Consider the following 18,347-nt stretch of genomic DNA (forward strand, 5'->3'; position numbering starts at 1 on the left):
TTGCTATAGTCCAAACTTTGCGAAAGTTTTAGCAGTTGACTGTATTTCCAGGGGAATTTTGAAGCGCCTTGTCGAAATACCTAAAGACATTTGATGAAAATTAGTATACGTTTCTCGGAAGAGATTTGATAAAATGGAAGATAACAAGAAAACTAACAAGAATTCATCAGAAAGGAGGAGTTTTATGACTGAGCAATTGGTAATGGAGCTATTGCGTGGCTCAAGTAAGCTATTTCTTCATCCGCTTTTCTATTTATCTTTTGTCGTCGTTTTTCTAGTGGGTTATTTACGTATTCAACGAGAGCGAAGAGATTTCCATGTACGTATATACGATATGTACCAAGAATTGCGGTTTTTATTACCAATCGGGATTGTTTTAGGAGTAGTCGGTTCTCTCATCACACTTGGAATAGGAGTGTCGATACCTTTTAGTGCGATAGTAGTTATGGGAGCGATCACGTTCATCTTGATGATATCCTCTAAACTTCGTCTCGTATCAGCAGCCTATACGATAGGGACAAGCTATTTGATTCTTGTCATAATGGATTATTTTCAGTGGGAGTTTTCTGTCTTTAATGTAACAGTTACAGGCCATAATGTGGAAGAACTGGTAGGAATGACGGTTTTATTAGCGTTGTTACTAATAATAGAAGGATTAATTATACAGTTGAATGGTGCTAAGCAAACGTCTCCCCAGTTTACGAAAAGTACGAGAGGGTTGACAGTGGGTACTCATATCTCTAAGCGCTTATGGCTATTACCGATGTTCCTTCTTATTCCTGGTGAAGGATTTTCTCTCCCATTTGATTGGTGGCCAATTGCCACAGTTGGGGAACAATCGTTTTTACTTATTCTTTTACCATTTCCAATCGGTTTTTATCAACGAATTCAATCAACATTACCGAAGCGGGCAATTAAGGAAACGGGTAAACAAGTATTTTGGTTAGGAGGATTTGTTGGAATCGCTGCTGCAAGTGGATATGTGTCTCCAACGCTTTCCGCTCTTGCTGTTGCTGTTGCCATCGTAGGTCGTGAATGGGTTGCGCTGAAGCAACGAAGTCAAGAGGATAACCGCCCATATTTTTTCTCTCCTCAAGATAAAGGAATGATGGTACTTGGTGTCATTCCAAATTCACCAGCAGATAAGCTCGGGCTTACGATTGGAGAAGTTATTGAAAAAGTAAATGGATTTTATGTGAAGGATGAACAGAGTTTTTATGATGCACTTCAAAAAAATCGAGCCTATTGTAAAATAGAAGTGCTCGATATAAATCAACAAATTCGTTTTGTTAAGGGAGCACTTTATGAAGGCGATCACCACGAGTTAGGTATACTATTTCCAAAAGAAGATAAACAATGGGAGCAAGCAGAGAGAGCTTAATAGGAGTTCTTCAAGGTTGTTTAAAAGGATAAACAAACAAGCAGGTGTGCAATCACCTGTTTTTTTGGTCTATTAAAAGAGGGTGTTGTGTACATTTATGAATAAAAGAACGGTTAAGGTATACTAGAAAAGGGGTATATTGTGTAAATTATGGAATTTTGAGATAATTGTTATTAAGTGAAATACCGCGACCATTCAGAAATAAGGGGTGATTAAAATTAGAAATATATCAAAAATATTAGGGGTAGTAGGAGGGTTCTCAAGCATAATTTTATGGATTGTATTTAACTTTTATAATCCTTATTCAAATTTAAACCAAACTGAACCGATGATCATTACATTTTTAATGTTGTTTCTCCCTGCTTGTTTAGCCATTATAGCTGCTATAAAACTTAAAAGAAGCTTAATGGTAATCGCATTTTTGTGGTCATTACCAATTAGTTTATATACAAGTGGTACCCCCGGAATTTTTGCTTTATTTGGAGTCACCAGTATAACTTATTTCATTAGTTTTCTTTTTATGGTAGTAGCCGAGAAAAGAGGTTCATTAGACATTCATTTGAAGAGTTGAAGGCCAATAGGAACTAGCTCTGTTTCAACAGTTAAATAAAGAATTAGAAATAATCGTTGCTGAAGTAAATCAACAAGTTACCGGATACGTTACTATACTGGTCAATTGTATTATAGAATCGTTTGCCTCAAAGAATATCCCTCAAATAAATGATTTTATATATACTCATTAAGTTTCAAAACAATGGTATAGGAAATAATATGATATATATTGCAGAAATGTTAGAAAAAGAAAAGGATGCCTCTGATTCCTTATTTGTAGGAGTACACTTCGGATATGCCCAAAGAATGTATGTTTTTATGATTTGGATGTTTGGTTTAATGGTGGACATAAGAACACTATACAAAGTGTAAAAATAATGATGAGTTAATATTGTATTTTCGGAAGCTTTTATTGAAGAGTTTAGTGCAGTTATCTTGAATTCAAGCTTCGTCAATCGGGTGCGCTTCAGGGAAAAGAAGCGTGCCCATTCTTTATGAAGTGGACCGGATATTTATCCTATTTAAAAAGATAAAGAGTTATTGCAGGAAAATGATGATTTTTAATAGAATATATGTTCTTGTGATTGTTTAGGAGGTTTAAGGAATGGATAAAACGTATCTTGAAATTAATAAGCAAAGTTGGGATGAAGCAGCGCATCGTTTTTTTGGTAGAAATCCTTTACCAGATTATGGGCCACTGGCACCTAGTGAGGATGAATTAAATTTATTTGGAGACGTTACAAATTTAAACGTATTAGAAATTGGCTGTGGCAGTGGACATTCTTTACGATACATGGATCAAAGAAATGCAGGTGAATTATGGGGGCTGGACTTATCAAAAAAACAGATTGAGGCAGCTAAAACAGTATTAAAGAATTGTCATTCACCAGTACATTTATTTGAGTCGCCAATGGAAGATAATCCAGGCTTGCCCACTAACCATTTTGACATTATTTTTTCTATTTATGCACTAGGATGGACGACTAATCTAGATAAAACATTTGCCAATGTAAATCAATACTTAAAAAAGGGTGGCATATTTATTTTTAGTTGGGAACACCCCATTTATAACCGTGTAAGTAATGAAAACAGTACTCTATTATTTAATAAATCTTATCATGAAGAAGGTTCTTACTATCATGAGGCGTGGAGCGAGCCCGCAGTGATGCAACAATATAAAATAAGTACATATATTAATACATTAATCAATAATGGATTTAAAATTGAAAGAATGATTGAGGATGTTCGTTTAACTAAGGAAGATATTCAAAGGGACTCAAATAGATGGTATTCTTATGAAAAAGCGAAAGCACTTCCTACATCTGTTATTATCAAAAGTCAAAAGTTATAGTTTCCTCAAGTAGAGAGTATTAGAGCCATACGTTATCGTAGTAAGGAAGGATGTTCCTACTATTATGGCAAATTATTGGTACAGAATTCATTTAATTGAAGCATGAAACTATTATACAATGATATTCGTACATAAATGTTCCGTTGTGTAGGGACGTGAGATTAGTGGAACTATTAAGTGTTTTTTTATTTTAGCTGTAGGTATTATCGCTTACCCTCCGCCTAAATGGCCCTTGATAATAACATTTATTATCATTTTTATCGGTACTGGGTTTATTTTGTCGCGATTGTAAGGGTATTCGTATTAAGTTCGTTTTATAGGGATTGGCGGGATAATCTACTATCGTGTTTTCTCTTATGCTAACTAATCATTGGCTCTCAATAAGGTTTTTGAAAGGATAGGTATTGAGTAAGTGAGCAACATTTTAGAGTATGGTGGAGGTTATGAACGATGACAACTGAAGATTTTTATTGTGATGAAGTTTTAAGTGGTAAAACACAAGTAAAGAAGGTATTAGAGACAGAAAATGTGTTGGCCTATTATCATACAAGGCCTTTTTACCCCACACATATTGTTGCCATACCTAAGAAGCACATAGCATCTCTCATTACATTAGAGGAGAGCGATAATGATTTATTACTTGAATTACTCGGGGTAATTAAACAAGTGGCGTCAATGGTTACAGAGGAAAAAGGTGCGTGTAGAGTAATAACAAACCTAGGAAATTATCAAGACTCGAAACATCTCCATTGGCATATTGTCTCTGGTAAACCGTTGAGGTAGTGATGGGATTAAAGAAAAGATTATACTGCAAGTTTTCAGAAATGTGCGCGTATTTATAAGATGGACGTAAAATTCTGAAACTGTAAATTATGAAAGAAATAATGTTCTTCTTTTTAAAATGAGGGTTATTCAAGAACTATACTATTTTTTAAACGAGGTGTTACTATGAGAAAATTAATTTCTAACTAATAGCAAAGGTTGCTATTAGTTGCTTAATGTTCTTAATGTTAAAAGAACTTTTGTAGCGGTCTTTGCTTATTTCTTATTTAAAAATAAGGAGGAGTAAAGAGATGGTATACAAAAAAGCTAAAAATGTTCTTCCCGATGAACTTATTGAAATGATACAGAATTATATAGATGGTGAATGTATTTACATTCCAGTTAAAGAAGGGAAAAGAAGTTCTTGGGGTTCAAAAAATGGTACTAGAAAAAAGATTAAAGAAAGAAATGCAGAAATAATTCGCCAATATACTCTAGGAGAGTCTATATCTACCTTAGCAAAAAGTTATTATCTCTCAAAGAAGAGTATTGAAAAAATTGTGTATGAACATAAGTAGGAAATTTAGCTACCTAGCTCTGTTTAGAGTCAGGTAGCTTTTCCTATAAATTTTTTTAAATCATTTATTAGGTAGCCTAATAAATGATTTACTCTTAAAATGAATATTAAGAGGCCAAAGAGAAATGAAGAAGTCGGTAGGTGAATTAATGGAAGGAATAAATTTAAATTATAAGAGTTCAGAGAAATTATTTAAAATAGATTGCGGAGATATCTATCTTCAAGAGTTTTCTATTCATGATGTAAATAGTATTTACAAAATCTCGAATCAGTCCGAAATAGTGAAATTCTTGCCAGACTGGAAATCAACAAAAGAACAAAGGTTAGATTGGGTAAGTAACTATGAAATACCAGCAAATAAAGCTTTTCTTGGTGCAGTTGAAAAGCAATTAAATCTAGATAAACATATTTTAAAACTAGGAATATTTATTAAAGAAAATCATAAATTTATTGGTTGGTGCTGTACAGGCATTAAAGAGGAGCTTCCTTTACCAAATAGAGAAATTATGTATGCTGTTTCGAGTGAGTATCAAAAAAAAGGATACGCTACTAAAGCGTCTAAAGGTTTAATTAACTATTTGTTTACAAATACAAATGTAGATGTCATAAATGCAGTAGCTTTACTTCACAATGTATCATCAAATAAAGTTATTCAAAAATGTGGATTCACTTATTTGTGCCAAACGAAAATAGAAGATGATCTTTACTGTCACTATGTATTGAATAAGTCAGAGTGGCTCGATTCATAATAGATTGAATGGTATAGGTTTACATATGAAATAGATTAATATCGTTAATGTAGATAACCAAGGAAAGTGTCTGAGTAAAATATTATAGAATTCTCTATTTTGAGGAAGAGGAACAAATAGATGAGGGGAATATAAGTTACAGCCAAAGAAGCTCTCAATGGAAGATCATGCTGATGTTAACCGAAGCCATAAACGAATTGCTGAGTATTTGGAATAGACACTTCAAAGCCCTCACTATATGCTCTACGTCAGGAGAGAATATTTGAATAAGAAAAAGCTAACACCTTATTTAAGTTTATTAGCTTTTTCCTTTATTACTCTAATCTTTGTAATAAAATTTTCTCTCATTAAAATAGAAACGAAGCTTTACCATTCCTATATCATTTCTTCTGTTAATACAAGATATTCTTCAATAGCTTCTTCTAACGGCTTGAGCGAAGTTTCCCAGAAGTCTTTTTTGTTAAGATCTTTATTTAAATAAGCCGAAGCTAATTGTTCTACAGTCATTCTTCCTGTATTACGTAATAGATGATCAAACTGTTTTTGAAATAGCGATCCTTTTTCTTTAGCCATCATATAAATCCCGTTGCTAAATAGGTAGCCAATCGTATAGGGAATATTATAAAAGGCTTTTTCCGTACTATAAAAATGTTGGATATAAATCCATTTATACAAATCAATTTCCTTAATCTGTCCACCGTACACATCATTTTCTAATTGCAACATCAAAGCTTTGATTTCTTCTGTCGTAACGAATCCTATTTTCCGTTTCTCATATAACTTAACTTCAAATTCAAACATCGCAGGAACGGTTGCCACGTATGTTAGTCCGTTTAAGATTTTCATTTCCAGCAAAGTTAATTTTTCTTTCCTAGTTTTTGTCTGATCAATCGCAGCGTCAAGGACAAAGTTTTCCATAAAGGTAGAGGCAGTTTCTGCCACACTTGTCCCTTTTTCCTGAGCAAAAGGCGGCTCTTCGTGTAATATAACATTATGATAGGCATGACCAAGTTCATGCGCTAATATGACAACATCTTGATATGTTCCCCTAAACGTATAGAATACTCTACTCTCTTTCGAAAGTGGCATTGAAGCGCAAAAGCCTTGTACTGCCTTATTCGGACGGTCTTCCGCTTCAATCCAACCTGCTTCGAACGCATTTTTGGCAAATTCCCCTAACTTTGGGCTAAATTGATGGAATTGTGCAATAATGAGTCTTTTTGCTTCCTCATATGTTATTTGTTTATCTGACGTAAAGCTAGGTATATTCATATCATACCAAGCGATATCTTCAAGTTTATCAATCATTGATTTCCGTTTGATAAACTTTCCAACCATATTATGATGTTGCTTTATTGTTGAAACCATCATATGTAACGATTCTTCACTTATTCGATTTTGATTCAATGTCTCTTTTAACATAGGCCACCCTCGCTGTTCATACATCTTTAATCGGTAGCCTGCTATAGCATTTAATATAGAGGAGAATGAATCCGCACTTTTTCCAAATACTTTTTGAACGGATTCAGCAGCTTGTTGGCGTACCCTCCGTTCGTTAGAGAACATTGACTGATGTAACGCCTGACCATACGGTACAAGCTCTTCTTCTCCATTAACTTGAAGAGGGATTTTTACTTGGTTAATTAGCTGTTCATAATGATCCTCCCAAGCTGTAAAACCATTAATGGATAAAGCACTTATTATGTTTTCTATCTCAAGAGATAAGCGACTTTTTGCTGCATTGTTTTTTTCTTCTAAATAAAAGCGAATTGGTTCTATGCTTTCTTGCTGGATAAAATTTTGCCAGGATTGCTCTGAAAGGTTCAATAATGATTGATCTAACTCTCCTTGAACTGACATCAAATCTACTTTTATCTCTGAGCAAAAGGACATCAAATTAGACATATTTACATTTGTTACGTCTTCAGATTGCAGACAGATTAAAAAGTCATCTAGCTCTTCCCACGTACTCATCACTTGTTGAACCTCTTGAAGGATTTCACTTAACCTATCTATGTTTCCTCTTCCATTAGAAGCATTATACGCCTGTACTTTCTTTAGTAATTCATTAATCTCATCGTTTAGTAGAATCATTTTTTCTTTTACTTGGTCATGGTGAATTCCACCGAAATATAACCGATCTAAGTCCCAATTTTGACTAATGATTTCTTCCATAGTTCATTCCCCCCATTTGATAAGAATGTTTTTACATTGGCGCCATTAACTATGTAGTCTCATAAAACGCGAGTTTCTGAATAATGTCATCATTGATTTTCTCCTTCTTCTGTTGAAGCTTCAAATCCCACACTTGAAATGAAAAATCTAGTTTTCTCTCCCTTATTGTTCTTCTCTAAAGTGGCCAATTCATCTAATAGATTATGATATTTTTTTTTCCACTCCATAAACTGGTCGCGATTAATATTTACATAGGTTTGAATAGAAATGATTGGCCAGTCCATATACTCACCTGACGTAACTGAAAATGATTCCTCCGGTGCAGAGAGAGTTTCCGCTTTTGACTTAGATAATATGGAATAAATTGATGCTCGAATAGATTCTTTAAGTTCATTCAAATGAGGAATAAGCTCTGGGTCTATCACGATATCTGTTCCAGATGTGATGTAAAATTTTTGAGCAATTCCATTTAACAGCTCTATTTTTTCAATGTAGACTATCCCAACTTTCTCTAGTTCCTTTAAATGATAATGGATCTTTGGTGCGGAGACGTTTAAACTCTCGCCGATTTGTTTCCCAGTTTTGGATTTGTGAGCTATTTGGGAAATAACACTGATTCTTAAAGGATCACTAATCGCTTTTAATTGTTCATACGTTTTAATCATTAATATACTGTTGGAAGACACTATTCAACTCTCCTTTAACGTTCAAATTTATTTTAACGTTAACAAATGTTTTTCCATATTACAACAATACAATTGAGAAAATAAGGGAAATATGTAAATTAAATTACCACTTAATTAACTTGTTAATTTAATAAGTATGGAAAAAACTTACTGGGTTTATCGTTAATGGGGATACTTGATGAGTGAATATAGGAGAGAATTCATTCCTACCTTTTCTTTAAAAATGGGGAAAAATAATGGTATAACTTCTTGTTCCTATAATAGGAATTTGAGAAAAATGTTGTTAAGATAGATGGGAGTATTGTAAAAATAACATAATTTCCGTTTTATCTAGTAAACATATTTTTCAGGAGGTAATGATGGATACTAAAGTAAATGTTCACAAGGTAAAGGTTGAAGGGACAGAGTTATATTATGAATATATTGATAAGTCCAATAATAATTTAACAATAGTATTTGATTCTGGATTTGGGTGGGAGTTAGGCAATTGGCAGCCAATAAGAGAGGATGTTTCAAAGTTTGCAAATATGTTTATGTATGATCGAGCAAATGTAGGTAAAAGCGAGGATACAATTCAAAATAAACATAGTGAGCAAAATATAGTAAATCTTAGAAATTTACTTCAAAAAGTAGAGATAAAACCTCCCTATATATTAGTAGGTCACTCGTATGGAGGAGTAAATGTAAGATTATATGCAAATACCTATCCAGAAGAAGTTGCTGGAGTAATTCTAATTGATTCATGTCACGAAGACCAAAATAAAAAAATGGTCCCTTTATGGACTAAAGAGTTACAAGAAGATTATTACAGTGGTTTTCAATTCGAAAGTTCTCTTAGTGAATTTGAAGAAAGTTTAAAACAAGTTAGGACTGTTAAATCACTAGGGAATATTCCGCTTACGGTTGTAACTGGTGGTACACAACCACATCATACTCCAGAAGCTTGGGCATATTGGATGACCTTTCAAAAAGATTTAGCGAAATTATCTTCAAATAGTAAACATATTATTGTAGACGACGCTGGACATGCTGTTCATGTTGACAACCCAAAGGCTGTTACGAAAGTGATTAAGGAAATGGTAGATGAAGTAAAAAATAGTTTATGAAATTTCTAGAATGAATTCAAATCAAAAATGATTACCTAAATAATGTAGGACCATCTTCCGTAATAGGGAACAATTGAAGAAACGACAGATTAAAAATAATTGATAGTAAAAAAGTCAATAATTATTAGGAGAAGAAGGCATTTTGGTTCTATTTTTTTCAAAATGGCTTCTCTTTCTCTTTGTTTTTGATGAAGTTCTCTATCTTATGTAGAAACATGTTGTGAAATAAGAAAGTTTCAACGTAAAGTGGAAGATATAAGGTTCACAGGGAGATGGTAACTTGAGAGTTGAAAAAGTGATGGAATATGATTTAAAAGATGAAATGAGACTAGAATTACAACAGTTATTAGTAGAATGTTTTTCAGACGATTACCCAAAGGATAGGTATTACTTCAAGCAGTTACCACATTTTCGGTTTATTGTATTTAATGATAATAGTCAACTTGTTGGTCACGTTGGGTTAGATTATAGAGTGATGAACTTAAATGGAGAACCAACAAAGGTCCTTGGAGTAATAGACTTATGTGTAGCAAAAAATGATCGTTCAAAGGGAATAGGCTCATTACTGCTGGCTAAAATAGATTTGTTTTGTAAGCATAAAGCTGTAGATTTTATACTCTTGTTTGCGGATAACAAAAACTTGTACTTGAAAGCTGGATTTAAACCAGTTAGAAATAGATGCAAATGGTTGAAAATAGACGACGAAAATCAAAAAATTTATGGAATAGGGCATGAGAAAATAGAGGGGCTGATGATTAAAGAAGTGGGCAATAGAAAATGGCAAGCTGGGGAATTAGATTTATTAGGTTATTTATATTAAACAAATGAAATCAAGGTAGAGAAGTGTCCCTTTTATTATTCATTTTCCTTGGAATATGTTCACTTAAAATTATTTAATTTAATGAAAAGCATCAAAAAATAATAATTGATACTCCATCACTGTTAGTAATGACAGCGGTAGATTTTTACGTTAAAACGGATGGAAAGTTAGGGGATTCGTTTGGTTAGGCTCTCCTGGGGAAGCGTATGTATTATTAACGTATGAAATTCCGAAGGATACAAATCGCTTGGCGTTGATATACCGAAACAATATTAAGCCTGGTGATTATGTGATTGAGGTTCCAAACTAACAGTAGGTGACATCATTCTAACAGTTTGTGGTAAATAAGGGTGACTAAGAGTGAGAACAATGTTGGATTCCTTTATAAAAATAATTCCAAGGGTAACAGAGTAACGCTTAGGTACATCCTCACTTCAATTGTGATAATCCTTGCACAAGAAAAGAGAAGGGACATTCCCTTCTCTTTTCTCTTATAGGTGTTTTTGAAAACAAATAAAATATGTAAAAAGATTTGGAAGGGCAGGACCCAACAGTACAATCTGTTCCAGCCTGACAAGCATCTTTCTCAACCGAAGAAGCCTGGTTCAGGAACATTCAAAACAAAATAGGTATACTTTTAATCGCGATAAGGTGTTACACAAAGTTTTATAAACTATTTATAGCAGTGAATGGAATAGGAGTTGCTTTCTTTACACTATACTGTTGATCGAAAACAATAAAGGCAGGAAAAAAAGAAATCTTTAATGTAGTTAGAAGTTCCTTCTCTACTAAATAAACATCAATTTTATTGTTGTATAACTTTAGAAATTGTTTTGCTTGCTCTTCTTCATCTGATTGGAACAAAACAAAATAATTGAATTTCACATTATCATTTGAGAGAGAAAAAAATTCCTCAAAATTGATACTACAGTGAATGCATGATTTATTTAATAGAGCAAATAAGGAATAGTTATTTTTGGATATGACATGATGAAGGCTTTGTTCTTCTTCTCCTGGTTTTTTAACAAGAACGTCCGGGATTTGAAGATTTAAAAGCCTCTTTTTATGGTTAGCAAAATTAGGGCTATTTTCACTTTCCACAACGGATTTCTGCCATTCATTAAACTTTATCATCCAAGTGATCAATCTATGTAATAAGTAAGCGACAATGATGATAGAAAGCAAAACGAAAAAGAAATTAATAGATGTAATTAAAATAGAAAAAAATTCATTATTATTCATGTTATCCCTCGTCTAAATTTTTAGAGTATTTACAATACTCATACATTATTATATACTTCATTTGGAAGCTGTCAACATTATTAGTAATAAAATACAAAAGAGGGAATTAGATGGTATTAAAGAGCTTGACGTATAGTTATCGTACGGTGTGGAAAGCGAGTAAATTTTTATTATTTATTATTTTATTATTAAAGATCGGATTGGGCTTTGTCCCGTTATTGAATATATGGTTATTTGAGAAATTATTTGACTCAATTGCAACATCCGTTTCGAACAATACGATGGATACCGTTGTGTTTATTTATCTTTTTGGTCTAGCATTTACTAGTTTTCTAACGTTTGTATTGTACAGATTAACAGATATTTTGAAAAAAATTATGAGCTATAAATTTGAGGTTTATTCAAAGAGATATATTTTTCTCCAATCACGCAATGTGCCTTATATTGAATATGAAAATCCAGAGTTTCAGAATAGTTATTATCGAGTTTTTTCCGGTCAACAAAATATGCTTAATGTAGTAGATAGTAGTTTAACAATCATTCAATCCTCTATTTCTTTAGTTACAGTTATGTGGTATTTGCTTCATATAGACATACTGTTCATCCTATTGTTAATTATTATGGTACTCCCTCTTTACATCATTGAGGTAAAGAATGGAAAACAAAGGTATGAATTAATGAGAAAACTAACAGAAATCGGCAGAATGAATGGCTACCTCGAGAACCTACTAATTAGAAGAGAGTCATTAAAAGGAATAAGAATAAATAATCTAGAAACGTATTTTGTTGATAAGTGGGAAAAAAATTTTGTGAAAAGCTCAAAGGAAAAAGTACGCTTAGATATTAAACAAACGAAATGGCTCTTTCTTTCAAACATTGTGTTAGTATTCTCTTATTTAGCCTCTGGAGGATATGTGTATTACTTAATGTATAAAGAGCTGCTTACAATTGGAGTCTTGGCAGCAGTACTACAAGCCATACAAACTTTACAAGGAATTGTTCCGAACCTCACAGGCAATATATCGACCTTTTACGAAAGTGCTCTTCATGTAAAGGAATTTCAAGGATTCTCACCTAAATACGAGCGAAAGACTGTTGAGAAAAGGTCTCTTCCTATCATTGAGTCAATTGAAGCGAAGGGACTCTCGTTTACCTATCCGAATAATGTTCAAGAGACGATAAGAAATATTGATTTATCTCTTCAAAGGGGAAAGAAAATAGCCGTTATTGGAAACAATGGTTCCGGAAAAACTACATTAATCAAATGTTTGATTGGACTCTATGAGACAAGTAAAATGGTTGAAATTAATCATTCATACCATTTAGAGGAACTTAACCAAGAGGATTTTAGAGCAAATATTAGTGTATTATTTCAAGATTTCAATAAATATGATTTCTCTATCAAGGAAAATATTTCTATTTCGAATGTGGAAGATTTAAACCTAGATAAAATGGTTTACTATGCGACAAAGACAGGAATAAATGATCATATTCAAATGCTTCCGGATAAATATGACACGATTCTCGGTAGGTCATTTGGAAACAGTAAAGATTTTTCTGGGGGGCAGTGGCAAAAGCTCGCCTTATCAAGGGCCATGTTTAAAGAAACAGATTTTCTTTTTCTCGACGAACCTACGTCAGCAATGGATCCTGAAAGTGAATTCCAAATCATTAACAACCTTCTTAATGAAATGGAAGATGTTGGTGTTGTTTATATTACCCATCGGATTAACGTTGCTATGTTAGCCGATGAAATATTGTTAATGGAAGATGGCGAGATTAAAGAAAGGGGGTCGCATGAAGAGCTTGTAAGTAAGAAAGGGCAGTATTTCAAGCTGTACAATAGACAATTAGACTATTTAGCTCGTAAAGAAGGAGGCGTGCCTGTTGGATAACCTTGCTATACCAATTATAAGTTACATACTATTACTAGTTTTTCTCTTTTCATTAATCGATAAAGTTAGAAATTGGCATGCATTTGTAAGTAAAGTGGAGGAATATAGATTATTACCAAAAAAATTAGTAAAGCCAGTTAATTATTTTTTTATACTAATTGAACTCTACTTAGTGTTCGTCTTTTTATTAATGAAGTTTTCCTTACTTAACCTATTCATTTTTGTATTATTAATCTGTATGTATACGGGGGCTATCGCGATTAATTTGTATCGTGGAAATACATTAATATCTTGTGGGTGTGGAGGTCCTTTAGAAAATGATAGGCTGAGTTCAATGCTCCTTATTAGGAATTTATCGTTAATACTTTTAGGAGGTTCCTTACTATTTTTAGATCCTCTTCACTATCAATGGGCTGACTTATTAAATGCTTTTTTAGTTAGTTTAAGCATCTTATTGTTGTATGGAGTGATTAATTTATTTTCACTACAAATCAAGTTAGTTAAAAGATTGAAAGAAAAATTAGAGTATTTTAGTAATGTTAAGGAGGAATTTTGATGTTAGATAGTATATTGCTTTCCATTATTTTAGTAATACTCGTAGCCACATTAGGGATTTTATATTATATGTTAAAGTATAATAGTAATTTTCTTAAACAAATCCAGAGCCTAAAAGGAGTGCAATTCGACACGTTAAATGTAGGAGAAGAAGCCCCGATGTTTCGAGTGATGGATGAAGGTGGCAAGAGATTTGTGTCTAAAAAAGAATTTTATGATAAAAACACGCTATTACTATTTATGAACACTAAGTGTCATACGTGTAAAGCTATTATCGATAAGCTAGATATTATCGTAAAAAACTATGATTTAAATATTGTTGCGATAAATAATGATGAAGTATTTGATGACAGTGAAGTGAAGAAAGCACTTCCAGACAGTGTAAAGTATATTAGAGCTTCTCATATTTCTATGTCCTACTATGTTTATGTAACACCAACAGTAGTGTTGATTGAAAAAGGAAAGATAAAAATGACTAATAAGGTATCCAATTTTAATAGTCTATTAAATATGTTAATTACAGAGAAAAATAAATTAGTTAGCTAAAGGGAAGGCAAAATTAACGTTACTAGTAGTTAATTTTGCCTTCTTTGTGTTGGAAAGAAACCTAGTGAAACTGTTCTTCTGGTAGAAATAAGTAAATGCTAATATTGAGTTTGTTTGTACAAAATAGTCATTTTGTATCAACTCGTAGCTTCTTATACGTGTTTGTATATAAGAAAAATTATTTTAGTAATTCTTCATTCATTTATTTAGAGGAAAGTAGTGTTCGTCGCTCGTTTGTTTAGTCATTATAAGCATCATCCGATTTTGCACCAAGCAAGTACGTCATACGTCTAAACGTAATAACTTCATTAATAAAATGATGGGATAGTTGAATACATTGAAGGTGAGAAAGGGGAGTAAGCAAGCTTATCTATATTAATTCATAACAAAAAGAGGAAAGCATTGGTGCCCTCCTCTTTTTGTTTCCGAGATATGTATAAAGACTTAACAAGGACAGTCACTTACATAATCACGGCAAACATCGCCAGTACGGCTGTCATAAACTTCTTTCCACTTCGCATGATCTTTAAAGAATTCGAAACATCTAGAATCATAGGCACAGTAAGTTCTTGAACTGTGGAATGCTGGATCAGCACATGGTAGGAATTGCATATTTTTCACCTCCTTAGCGTATGGTATTTATCATTAATAGTATAAAACTATTAATAACGGTAGTGGTTTTACTTCCTTTGACATACATAGGTGATGAAAGAAATTAAGTAGAGTTCCTCAATCAAAAAAACACATAACCAATCTGAATTTTTTGATTATTTATAATACTCATACACTATTATAATCCATTATTGGATAATGTCAACATATTTAGAAATAAAATACAATATGTCTAATTTGGTATTTATTTATTCAATTGTTAATAGGTAAGAAAGATAAATGAAGCAATAAGATAGATTATAAATTTGATAGATTAAATAAATACTTAAATAGAAATACCTGATTTCATCGATAATTATAGGCGGTAATTTGTTTTGTGACTGGATGGTGGTTAATCCAAATTCATTAAATAAAGAAGCATGTTGATAAAGAGGAAAATAAAATTTATTCGGTAAATATAAGCTTAATTAGTTTTGTTAAGTGAGAGTACATTTGAAAGTGTTGCTCATCTTATTGAAATATGGACATTTTTTAATGAAAGGATTCTTAAGTAAGGGGATTTCGTTCCTATAAAGAAGGTAACAAGTAAAGTGAACGAACAGGATAGTTGATTCTCACACGGTCACTAGCTATACTCAGAGCATACTAGTTTTAGGAGGGTACCGATGAAAGTTGCCATTATTACAGGAGGTTCAAAAGGGTTAGGAGCTGCTCTTGCCACTGAAATGTTTCAATATGGAATGAAGGTTATTTCTGTTGCTAGAACAAGAAATGAGAAGCTAGAACAGATTGCTAAAGAAAACCAGGCCGTTTTTGAACAGTACCAATGTGATTTATCAAACAGAAAAGAAACAGAAGAATTATTTTCTAGCATTAGTAAGGAATTATTACAGCAAAATGCTAGTACTATTCATATTGTAAATAATGCAGCAGTCGTCGGTCCTATTGAGAAGATAGGAAGGATCTCATCTGAAGAATTAGAGAAAAGTCTTCATATAAATATCTTGGCTCCGATGCTCATTAACAATATGTTTACAGCCGTATTTCAGAATACTTCAACACAATTAATCGTCGTGAATATTACTTCTGGTGCTGCCAATCACCCTGTTCATGGTTGGAGTGTTTATGGACCAACGAAAGCTGCACTTGATTTATATACAGAAACAGCCGCATTAGAGCAGACAGAAGGGGAGCAAAAGCCTGTGTTCATTTCCTTTAACCCAGGTGTGATGGATACGGAAATGCAGACAGAAATTCGCTCAGCGACAAAGGACAATTTTAAGGATGTTGAAAAGTTTAAAGAGTACAAAGAGAAGAGTATTTTAAGAACGCCTAACCTTGTAGCTGAAAAACTAGCCAAACTAATGACGGGTGAATCATTAGAAACGGGAAAAGTATACAAAATTAACGATCTACTGTAGAACGGATGAATAATCATCCGTTTTTTTGTAAAAAGAAATTGATTACGTTCTTTCTTAAATAGGCAGATTGTTGTGTCGCATCATTGTCGTTATGGAAAAAGGAAATACGTGGCATGCTAGGGACATGAAGGAGGAATGTCTATGCCAAGATGCCTAGTAAAGGATACGTCGATTTATTATGAAGTGATTGGAGAAGGAACACCCTTATTACTGATTCATCCTCCAGGATTGGGTAGGGAGATATTCTATCAACAACGAGTGTTGAGGGAATCCTATCAACTAGTTATGCCTGATTTAGGGGGACATGGAGATAGTGGTGGAAAAGTACTTTTTACAATAACAGAGTATGTTGAACAGTTGGTTCACATTATTGAAGAAATTAGAATTTCCTCCTTGTTCATATGCGGGTATTCTGCTGGTGGCATTATTGCACAAGAGCTAGGTAAACGTATTCCAGATAAAGTAAAAGGAATGATTTTATTAGGTGGGTATCCAAAGGTAGTAGATAAACGTTTAAAAGTAATGCATAAATTAGGAATCTATATGTTAAAGCATCATCCTAATCGCTTAATGTCACTCTTAGCCAAGGTACATAGCACGAACTCTGACGTGAAGGCAAAGCTGGAAAATCATATGAAAAAATCATATGTTCCAAATTGGTCATATTTCTATGAGCAGTCTTATCATTATAATGGAACTGAAACGATACATAAGCTTTGTTTCCCATTACTACTCGTATACGGTAAGAAAGCCGATTGGGTAAACAATCAATCACGGTTTTATCAAGACAATATCCTGCAACAAAAAGTTTTTATTAAAGGCGGAACGCATGAAATTCCGTCGAAATTTCCTCAGCAATGTAATGAAGCAATTCAACAATTTATAAAGAAATTATCTCTTCTTTCACCATAGTTAAAAGAAAAACATTCACTGACTATAAGGGGTATTATTACAGAAAGGAAGGTTCTATGGGAATTCACCATTATTTTAAAAGTTTATCCGATTTAGAGAAAATTTATCGTTGTCCAGGGAAGTTCAAGTATGATGAGCATTCTGTTGCAAGTCATTCGTTTAAAGTGACAAAAATTGCTCAATTTTTGGGGACAGTAGAAGAAGCTGAAGGACAAAAAGTGGACTGGAAAACGTTATACGAAAAAGCTTTAAATCATGATTATGCGGAACTCTTTACTGGAGATATTAAGACACCTGTAAAATATGCTTCAGAGGAACTGCGACGATTATTTAGTGAAGTGGAGGAGGAAATGGCAGATAAATTTGTAAAAAAAGAAATTCCATTACCTTATCAAGCGGTATATATGCACCGCTTCCAAGAGGGAAAAGATGATACATTAGAAGGAAATATCTTATCAGTCGCTGATAAAATTGACCTTTTATATGAATCGTTTGGTGAAATTCAAAAAGGAAATCCAGAACCATTATTTTTCGAGATTTATCAAGAAGCACTCAGTACAATATTGAAATTTAAGGAATTAACCTCAGTAACCTATTTTTTAGAGGAAGTTTTACCGGACATGCTATCAGAGAAATTTATTCCACAAAACGAATTAAGGCTGATTACCAAAAAGATTATTGAACGCTCTTAACGAGAATATTCCTTTTCACCATGTCAGGAATAAGGTAAGATGAAAGGTGGAAATAAGTAGGGAGTGACCATCTGAATGACCAAGTTGCTTTTAGCCATTTTCTTACCAGGGTTATTAGTTATGTTTTTTGCAAGGGTTACGTTTAATCACGTTGTTGCGCTCCTTTTAACGGTTGCCCTAATAGCAGCTTCTGTCTATAAAGGGTACACTGATACATGGTTGCTAATCGTTGTCGATGCAGCCTCATTAACGGCGGGTTTTTGGAGCGCTAATCGAATGAGGACTAATGCGAATAAAAGTGCTTAAGAAGAAG

Annotated in this window: 18 protein-coding genes; 15 read left to right on the top strand and 3 right to left on the bottom strand. The window is 33.2% G+C overall.

Features of this window, described 5'->3' with window-relative positions:
• Positions 1–184: 184 nt before the first annotated feature.
• The 6 genes from WAK64_RS11265 to WAK64_RS11290 all read left to right on the top strand — a co-directional run bounded on the left by WAK64_RS11265 (position 185) and on the right by WAK64_RS11290 (position 5,372).
• Positions 185–1,381, top strand: a complete 1,197-nt coding sequence (locus WAK64_RS11265) for a PDZ domain-containing protein (protein WP_336587074.1) — start codon at positions 185–187, stop codon at positions 1,379–1,381.
• Positions 1,382–2,152: 771 nt separating this feature from the next.
• On the top strand, positions 2,153–2,305 hold the full coding sequence (locus tag WAK64_RS11270) for a hypothetical protein (protein WP_336587075.1): 153 nt from the start codon (positions 2,153–2,155) through the stop codon (positions 2,303–2,305).
• Between the two features lie 232 nt (positions 2,306–2,537).
• Positions 2,538–3,284: a class I SAM-dependent methyltransferase gene (locus tag WAK64_RS11275; protein WP_336587076.1), complete on the top strand. Its 747-nt coding sequence runs from the start codon at positions 2,538–2,540 to the stop codon at positions 3,282–3,284.
• 450 nt (positions 3,285–3,734) lie between these two features.
• Complete coding sequence (locus WAK64_RS11280) at positions 3,735–4,067, top strand: HIT domain-containing protein (protein WP_336587077.1); 333 nt, start codon at positions 3,735–3,737, stop codon at positions 4,065–4,067.
• 290 nt (positions 4,068–4,357) lie between these two features.
• A complete protein-coding gene (locus tag WAK64_RS11285) occupies positions 4,358–4,624 on the top strand; it encodes a CD3324 family protein (protein ID WP_336587078.1) in 267 nt (88 codons plus the stop codon).
• A gap of 124 nt (positions 4,625–4,748) precedes the next feature.
• Positions 4,749–5,372 carry a GNAT family N-acetyltransferase gene (locus tag WAK64_RS11290; RefSeq protein WP_336587079.1) on the top strand — a complete coding sequence of 208 codons (624 nt, stop codon included), beginning with the start codon at positions 4,749–4,751 and terminating at the stop codon, positions 5,370–5,372.
• 375 nt (positions 5,373–5,747) lie between these two features.
• Here the strand turns inward: WAK64_RS11290 and WAK64_RS11295 are convergent, their stop codons facing one another.
• Both WAK64_RS11295 and WAK64_RS11300 read right to left on the bottom strand, forming a co-directional pair.
• Entirely contained in the window at positions 5,748–7,547 is a 1,800-nt protein-coding gene (locus WAK64_RS11295) for a M3 family oligoendopeptidase (RefSeq protein ID WP_336587080.1), read from the bottom strand.
• 89 nt (positions 7,548–7,636) lie between these two features.
• A complete protein-coding gene (locus tag WAK64_RS11300; RefSeq protein ID WP_336587081.1) occupies positions 7,637–8,233 on the bottom strand; it encodes an ArsR/SmtB family transcription factor in 597 nt (198 codons plus the stop codon).
• 356 nt (positions 8,234–8,589) lie between these two features.
• Here WAK64_RS11300 and WAK64_RS11305 point away from each other — a divergent pair, with 356 nt between their 5' ends.
• Positions 8,590–9,339, top strand: a complete 750-nt coding sequence (locus WAK64_RS11305; RefSeq protein ID WP_336587082.1) for an alpha/beta fold hydrolase — start codon at positions 8,590–8,592, stop codon at positions 9,337–9,339.
• Between the two features lie 280 nt (positions 9,340–9,619).
• Complete coding sequence (locus WAK64_RS11310) at positions 9,620–10,159, top strand: GNAT family N-acetyltransferase (RefSeq protein WP_336587083.1); 540 nt, start codon at positions 9,620–9,622, stop codon at positions 10,157–10,159.
• A gap of 666 nt (positions 10,160–10,825) precedes the next feature.
• Here WAK64_RS11310 and WAK64_RS11315 read toward each other — a convergent pair.
• Positions 10,826–11,401: a hypothetical protein gene (locus tag WAK64_RS11315; RefSeq protein WP_336587084.1), complete on the bottom strand. Its 576-nt coding sequence runs from the start codon at positions 11,399–11,401 to the stop codon at positions 10,826–10,828.
• A gap of 110 nt (positions 11,402–11,511) precedes the next feature.
• Between WAK64_RS11315 and WAK64_RS11320 the strand changes: the two genes are divergently transcribed.
• The 7 genes from WAK64_RS11320 to WAK64_RS11350 all read left to right on the top strand — a co-directional run bounded on the left by WAK64_RS11320 (position 11,512) and on the right by WAK64_RS11350 (position 18,340).
• A complete protein-coding gene (locus WAK64_RS11320) occupies positions 11,512–13,296 on the top strand; it encodes an ABC transporter ATP-binding protein (protein WP_336587085.1) in 1,785 nt (594 codons plus the stop codon).
• Positions 13,289–13,852 (top strand): MauE/DoxX family redox-associated membrane protein, encoded by a 564-nt coding sequence (locus WAK64_RS11325; protein WP_336587087.1) that lies wholly within the window; start codon positions 13,289–13,291, stop codon positions 13,850–13,852. Before WAK64_RS11320 ends, WAK64_RS11325 begins: the two co-directional genes overlap by 8 nt.
• Positions 13,852–14,397: a TlpA family protein disulfide reductase gene (locus WAK64_RS11330; protein ID WP_336587088.1), complete on the top strand. Its 546-nt coding sequence runs from the start codon at positions 13,852–13,854 to the stop codon at positions 14,395–14,397. Before WAK64_RS11325 ends, WAK64_RS11330 begins: the two co-directional genes overlap by 1 nt.
• 1,277 nt (positions 14,398–15,674) lie before the next feature.
• Positions 15,675–16,430 (top strand): (S)-benzoin forming benzil reductase, encoded by a 756-nt coding sequence (locus WAK64_RS11335; RefSeq protein ID WP_336587089.1) that lies wholly within the window; start codon positions 15,675–15,677, stop codon positions 16,428–16,430.
• Between the two features lie 141 nt (positions 16,431–16,571).
• Positions 16,572–17,342 carry an alpha/beta fold hydrolase gene (locus WAK64_RS11340; RefSeq protein ID WP_336587091.1) on the top strand — a complete coding sequence of 257 codons (771 nt, stop codon included), beginning with the start codon at positions 16,572–16,574 and terminating at the stop codon, positions 17,340–17,342.
• 56 nt (positions 17,343–17,398) lie between these two features.
• The gene (locus WAK64_RS11345; RefSeq protein WP_336587093.1) at positions 17,399–18,034 is read left to right on the top strand and encodes an HD domain-containing protein; all 636 of its coding nucleotides are present in this window, start codon (positions 17,399–17,401) and stop codon (positions 18,032–18,034) included.
• A gap of 75 nt (positions 18,035–18,109) precedes the next feature.
• Positions 18,110–18,340 (top strand): CsbA family protein, encoded by a 231-nt coding sequence (locus WAK64_RS11350; protein WP_336587094.1) that lies wholly within the window; start codon positions 18,110–18,112, stop codon positions 18,338–18,340.
• Positions 18,341–18,347: the final 7 nt, after the last annotated feature.

Origin of the sequence: Bacillus spongiae (assembly GCF_037120725.1) — a bacterium.
Lineage (GTDB): Bacteria > Bacillota > Bacilli > Bacillales > Bacillaceae_K > Bacillus_CI > Bacillus_CI spongiae.

Coding starts and splice junctions, on each gene's coding strand:
- WAK64_RS11265 (WP_336587074.1), top strand. CDS start 185: ATGACTGAGCAATTGGTAATGGAGCTATTGCGTGGCTCAAGTAAGCTA.
- WAK64_RS11270 (WP_336587075.1), top strand. CDS start 2,153: ATGATATATATTGCAGAAATGTTAGAAAAAGAAAAGGATGCCTCTGAT.
- WAK64_RS11275 (WP_336587076.1), top strand. CDS start 2,538: ATGGATAAAACGTATCTTGAAATTAATAAGCAAAGTTGGGATGAAGCA.
- WAK64_RS11280 (WP_336587077.1), top strand. CDS start 3,735: ATGACAACTGAAGATTTTTATTGTGATGAAGTTTTAAGTGGTAAAACA.
- WAK64_RS11285 (WP_336587078.1), top strand. CDS start 4,358: ATGGTATACAAAAAAGCTAAAAATGTTCTTCCCGATGAACTTATTGAA.
- WAK64_RS11290 (WP_336587079.1), top strand. CDS start 4,749: ATGAAGAAGTCGGTAGGTGAATTAATGGAAGGAATAAATTTAAATTAT.
- WAK64_RS11295 (WP_336587080.1), bottom strand. CDS start 7,547: ATGGAAGAAATCATTAGTCAAAATTGGGACTTAGATCGGTTATATTTC.
- WAK64_RS11305 (WP_336587082.1), top strand. CDS start 8,590: ATGATGGATACTAAAGTAAATGTTCACAAGGTAAAGGTTGAAGGGACA.
- WAK64_RS11315 (WP_336587084.1), bottom strand. CDS start 11,401: ATGAATAATAATGAATTTTTTTCTATTTTAATTACATCTATTAATTTC.
- WAK64_RS11320 (WP_336587085.1), top strand. CDS start 11,512: ATGGTATTAAAGAGCTTGACGTATAGTTATCGTACGGTGTGGAAAGCG.
- WAK64_RS11330 (WP_336587088.1), top strand. CDS start 13,852: ATGTTAGATAGTATATTGCTTTCCATTATTTTAGTAATACTCGTAGCC.
- WAK64_RS11335 (WP_336587089.1), top strand. CDS start 15,675: ATGAAAGTTGCCATTATTACAGGAGGTTCAAAAGGGTTAGGAGCTGCT.
- WAK64_RS11340 (WP_336587091.1), top strand. CDS start 16,572: ATGCCAAGATGCCTAGTAAAGGATACGTCGATTTATTATGAAGTGATT.
- WAK64_RS11345 (WP_336587093.1), top strand. CDS start 17,399: ATGGGAATTCACCATTATTTTAAAAGTTTATCCGATTTAGAGAAAATT.
- WAK64_RS11350 (WP_336587094.1), top strand. CDS start 18,110: ATGACCAAGTTGCTTTTAGCCATTTTCTTACCAGGGTTATTAGTTATG.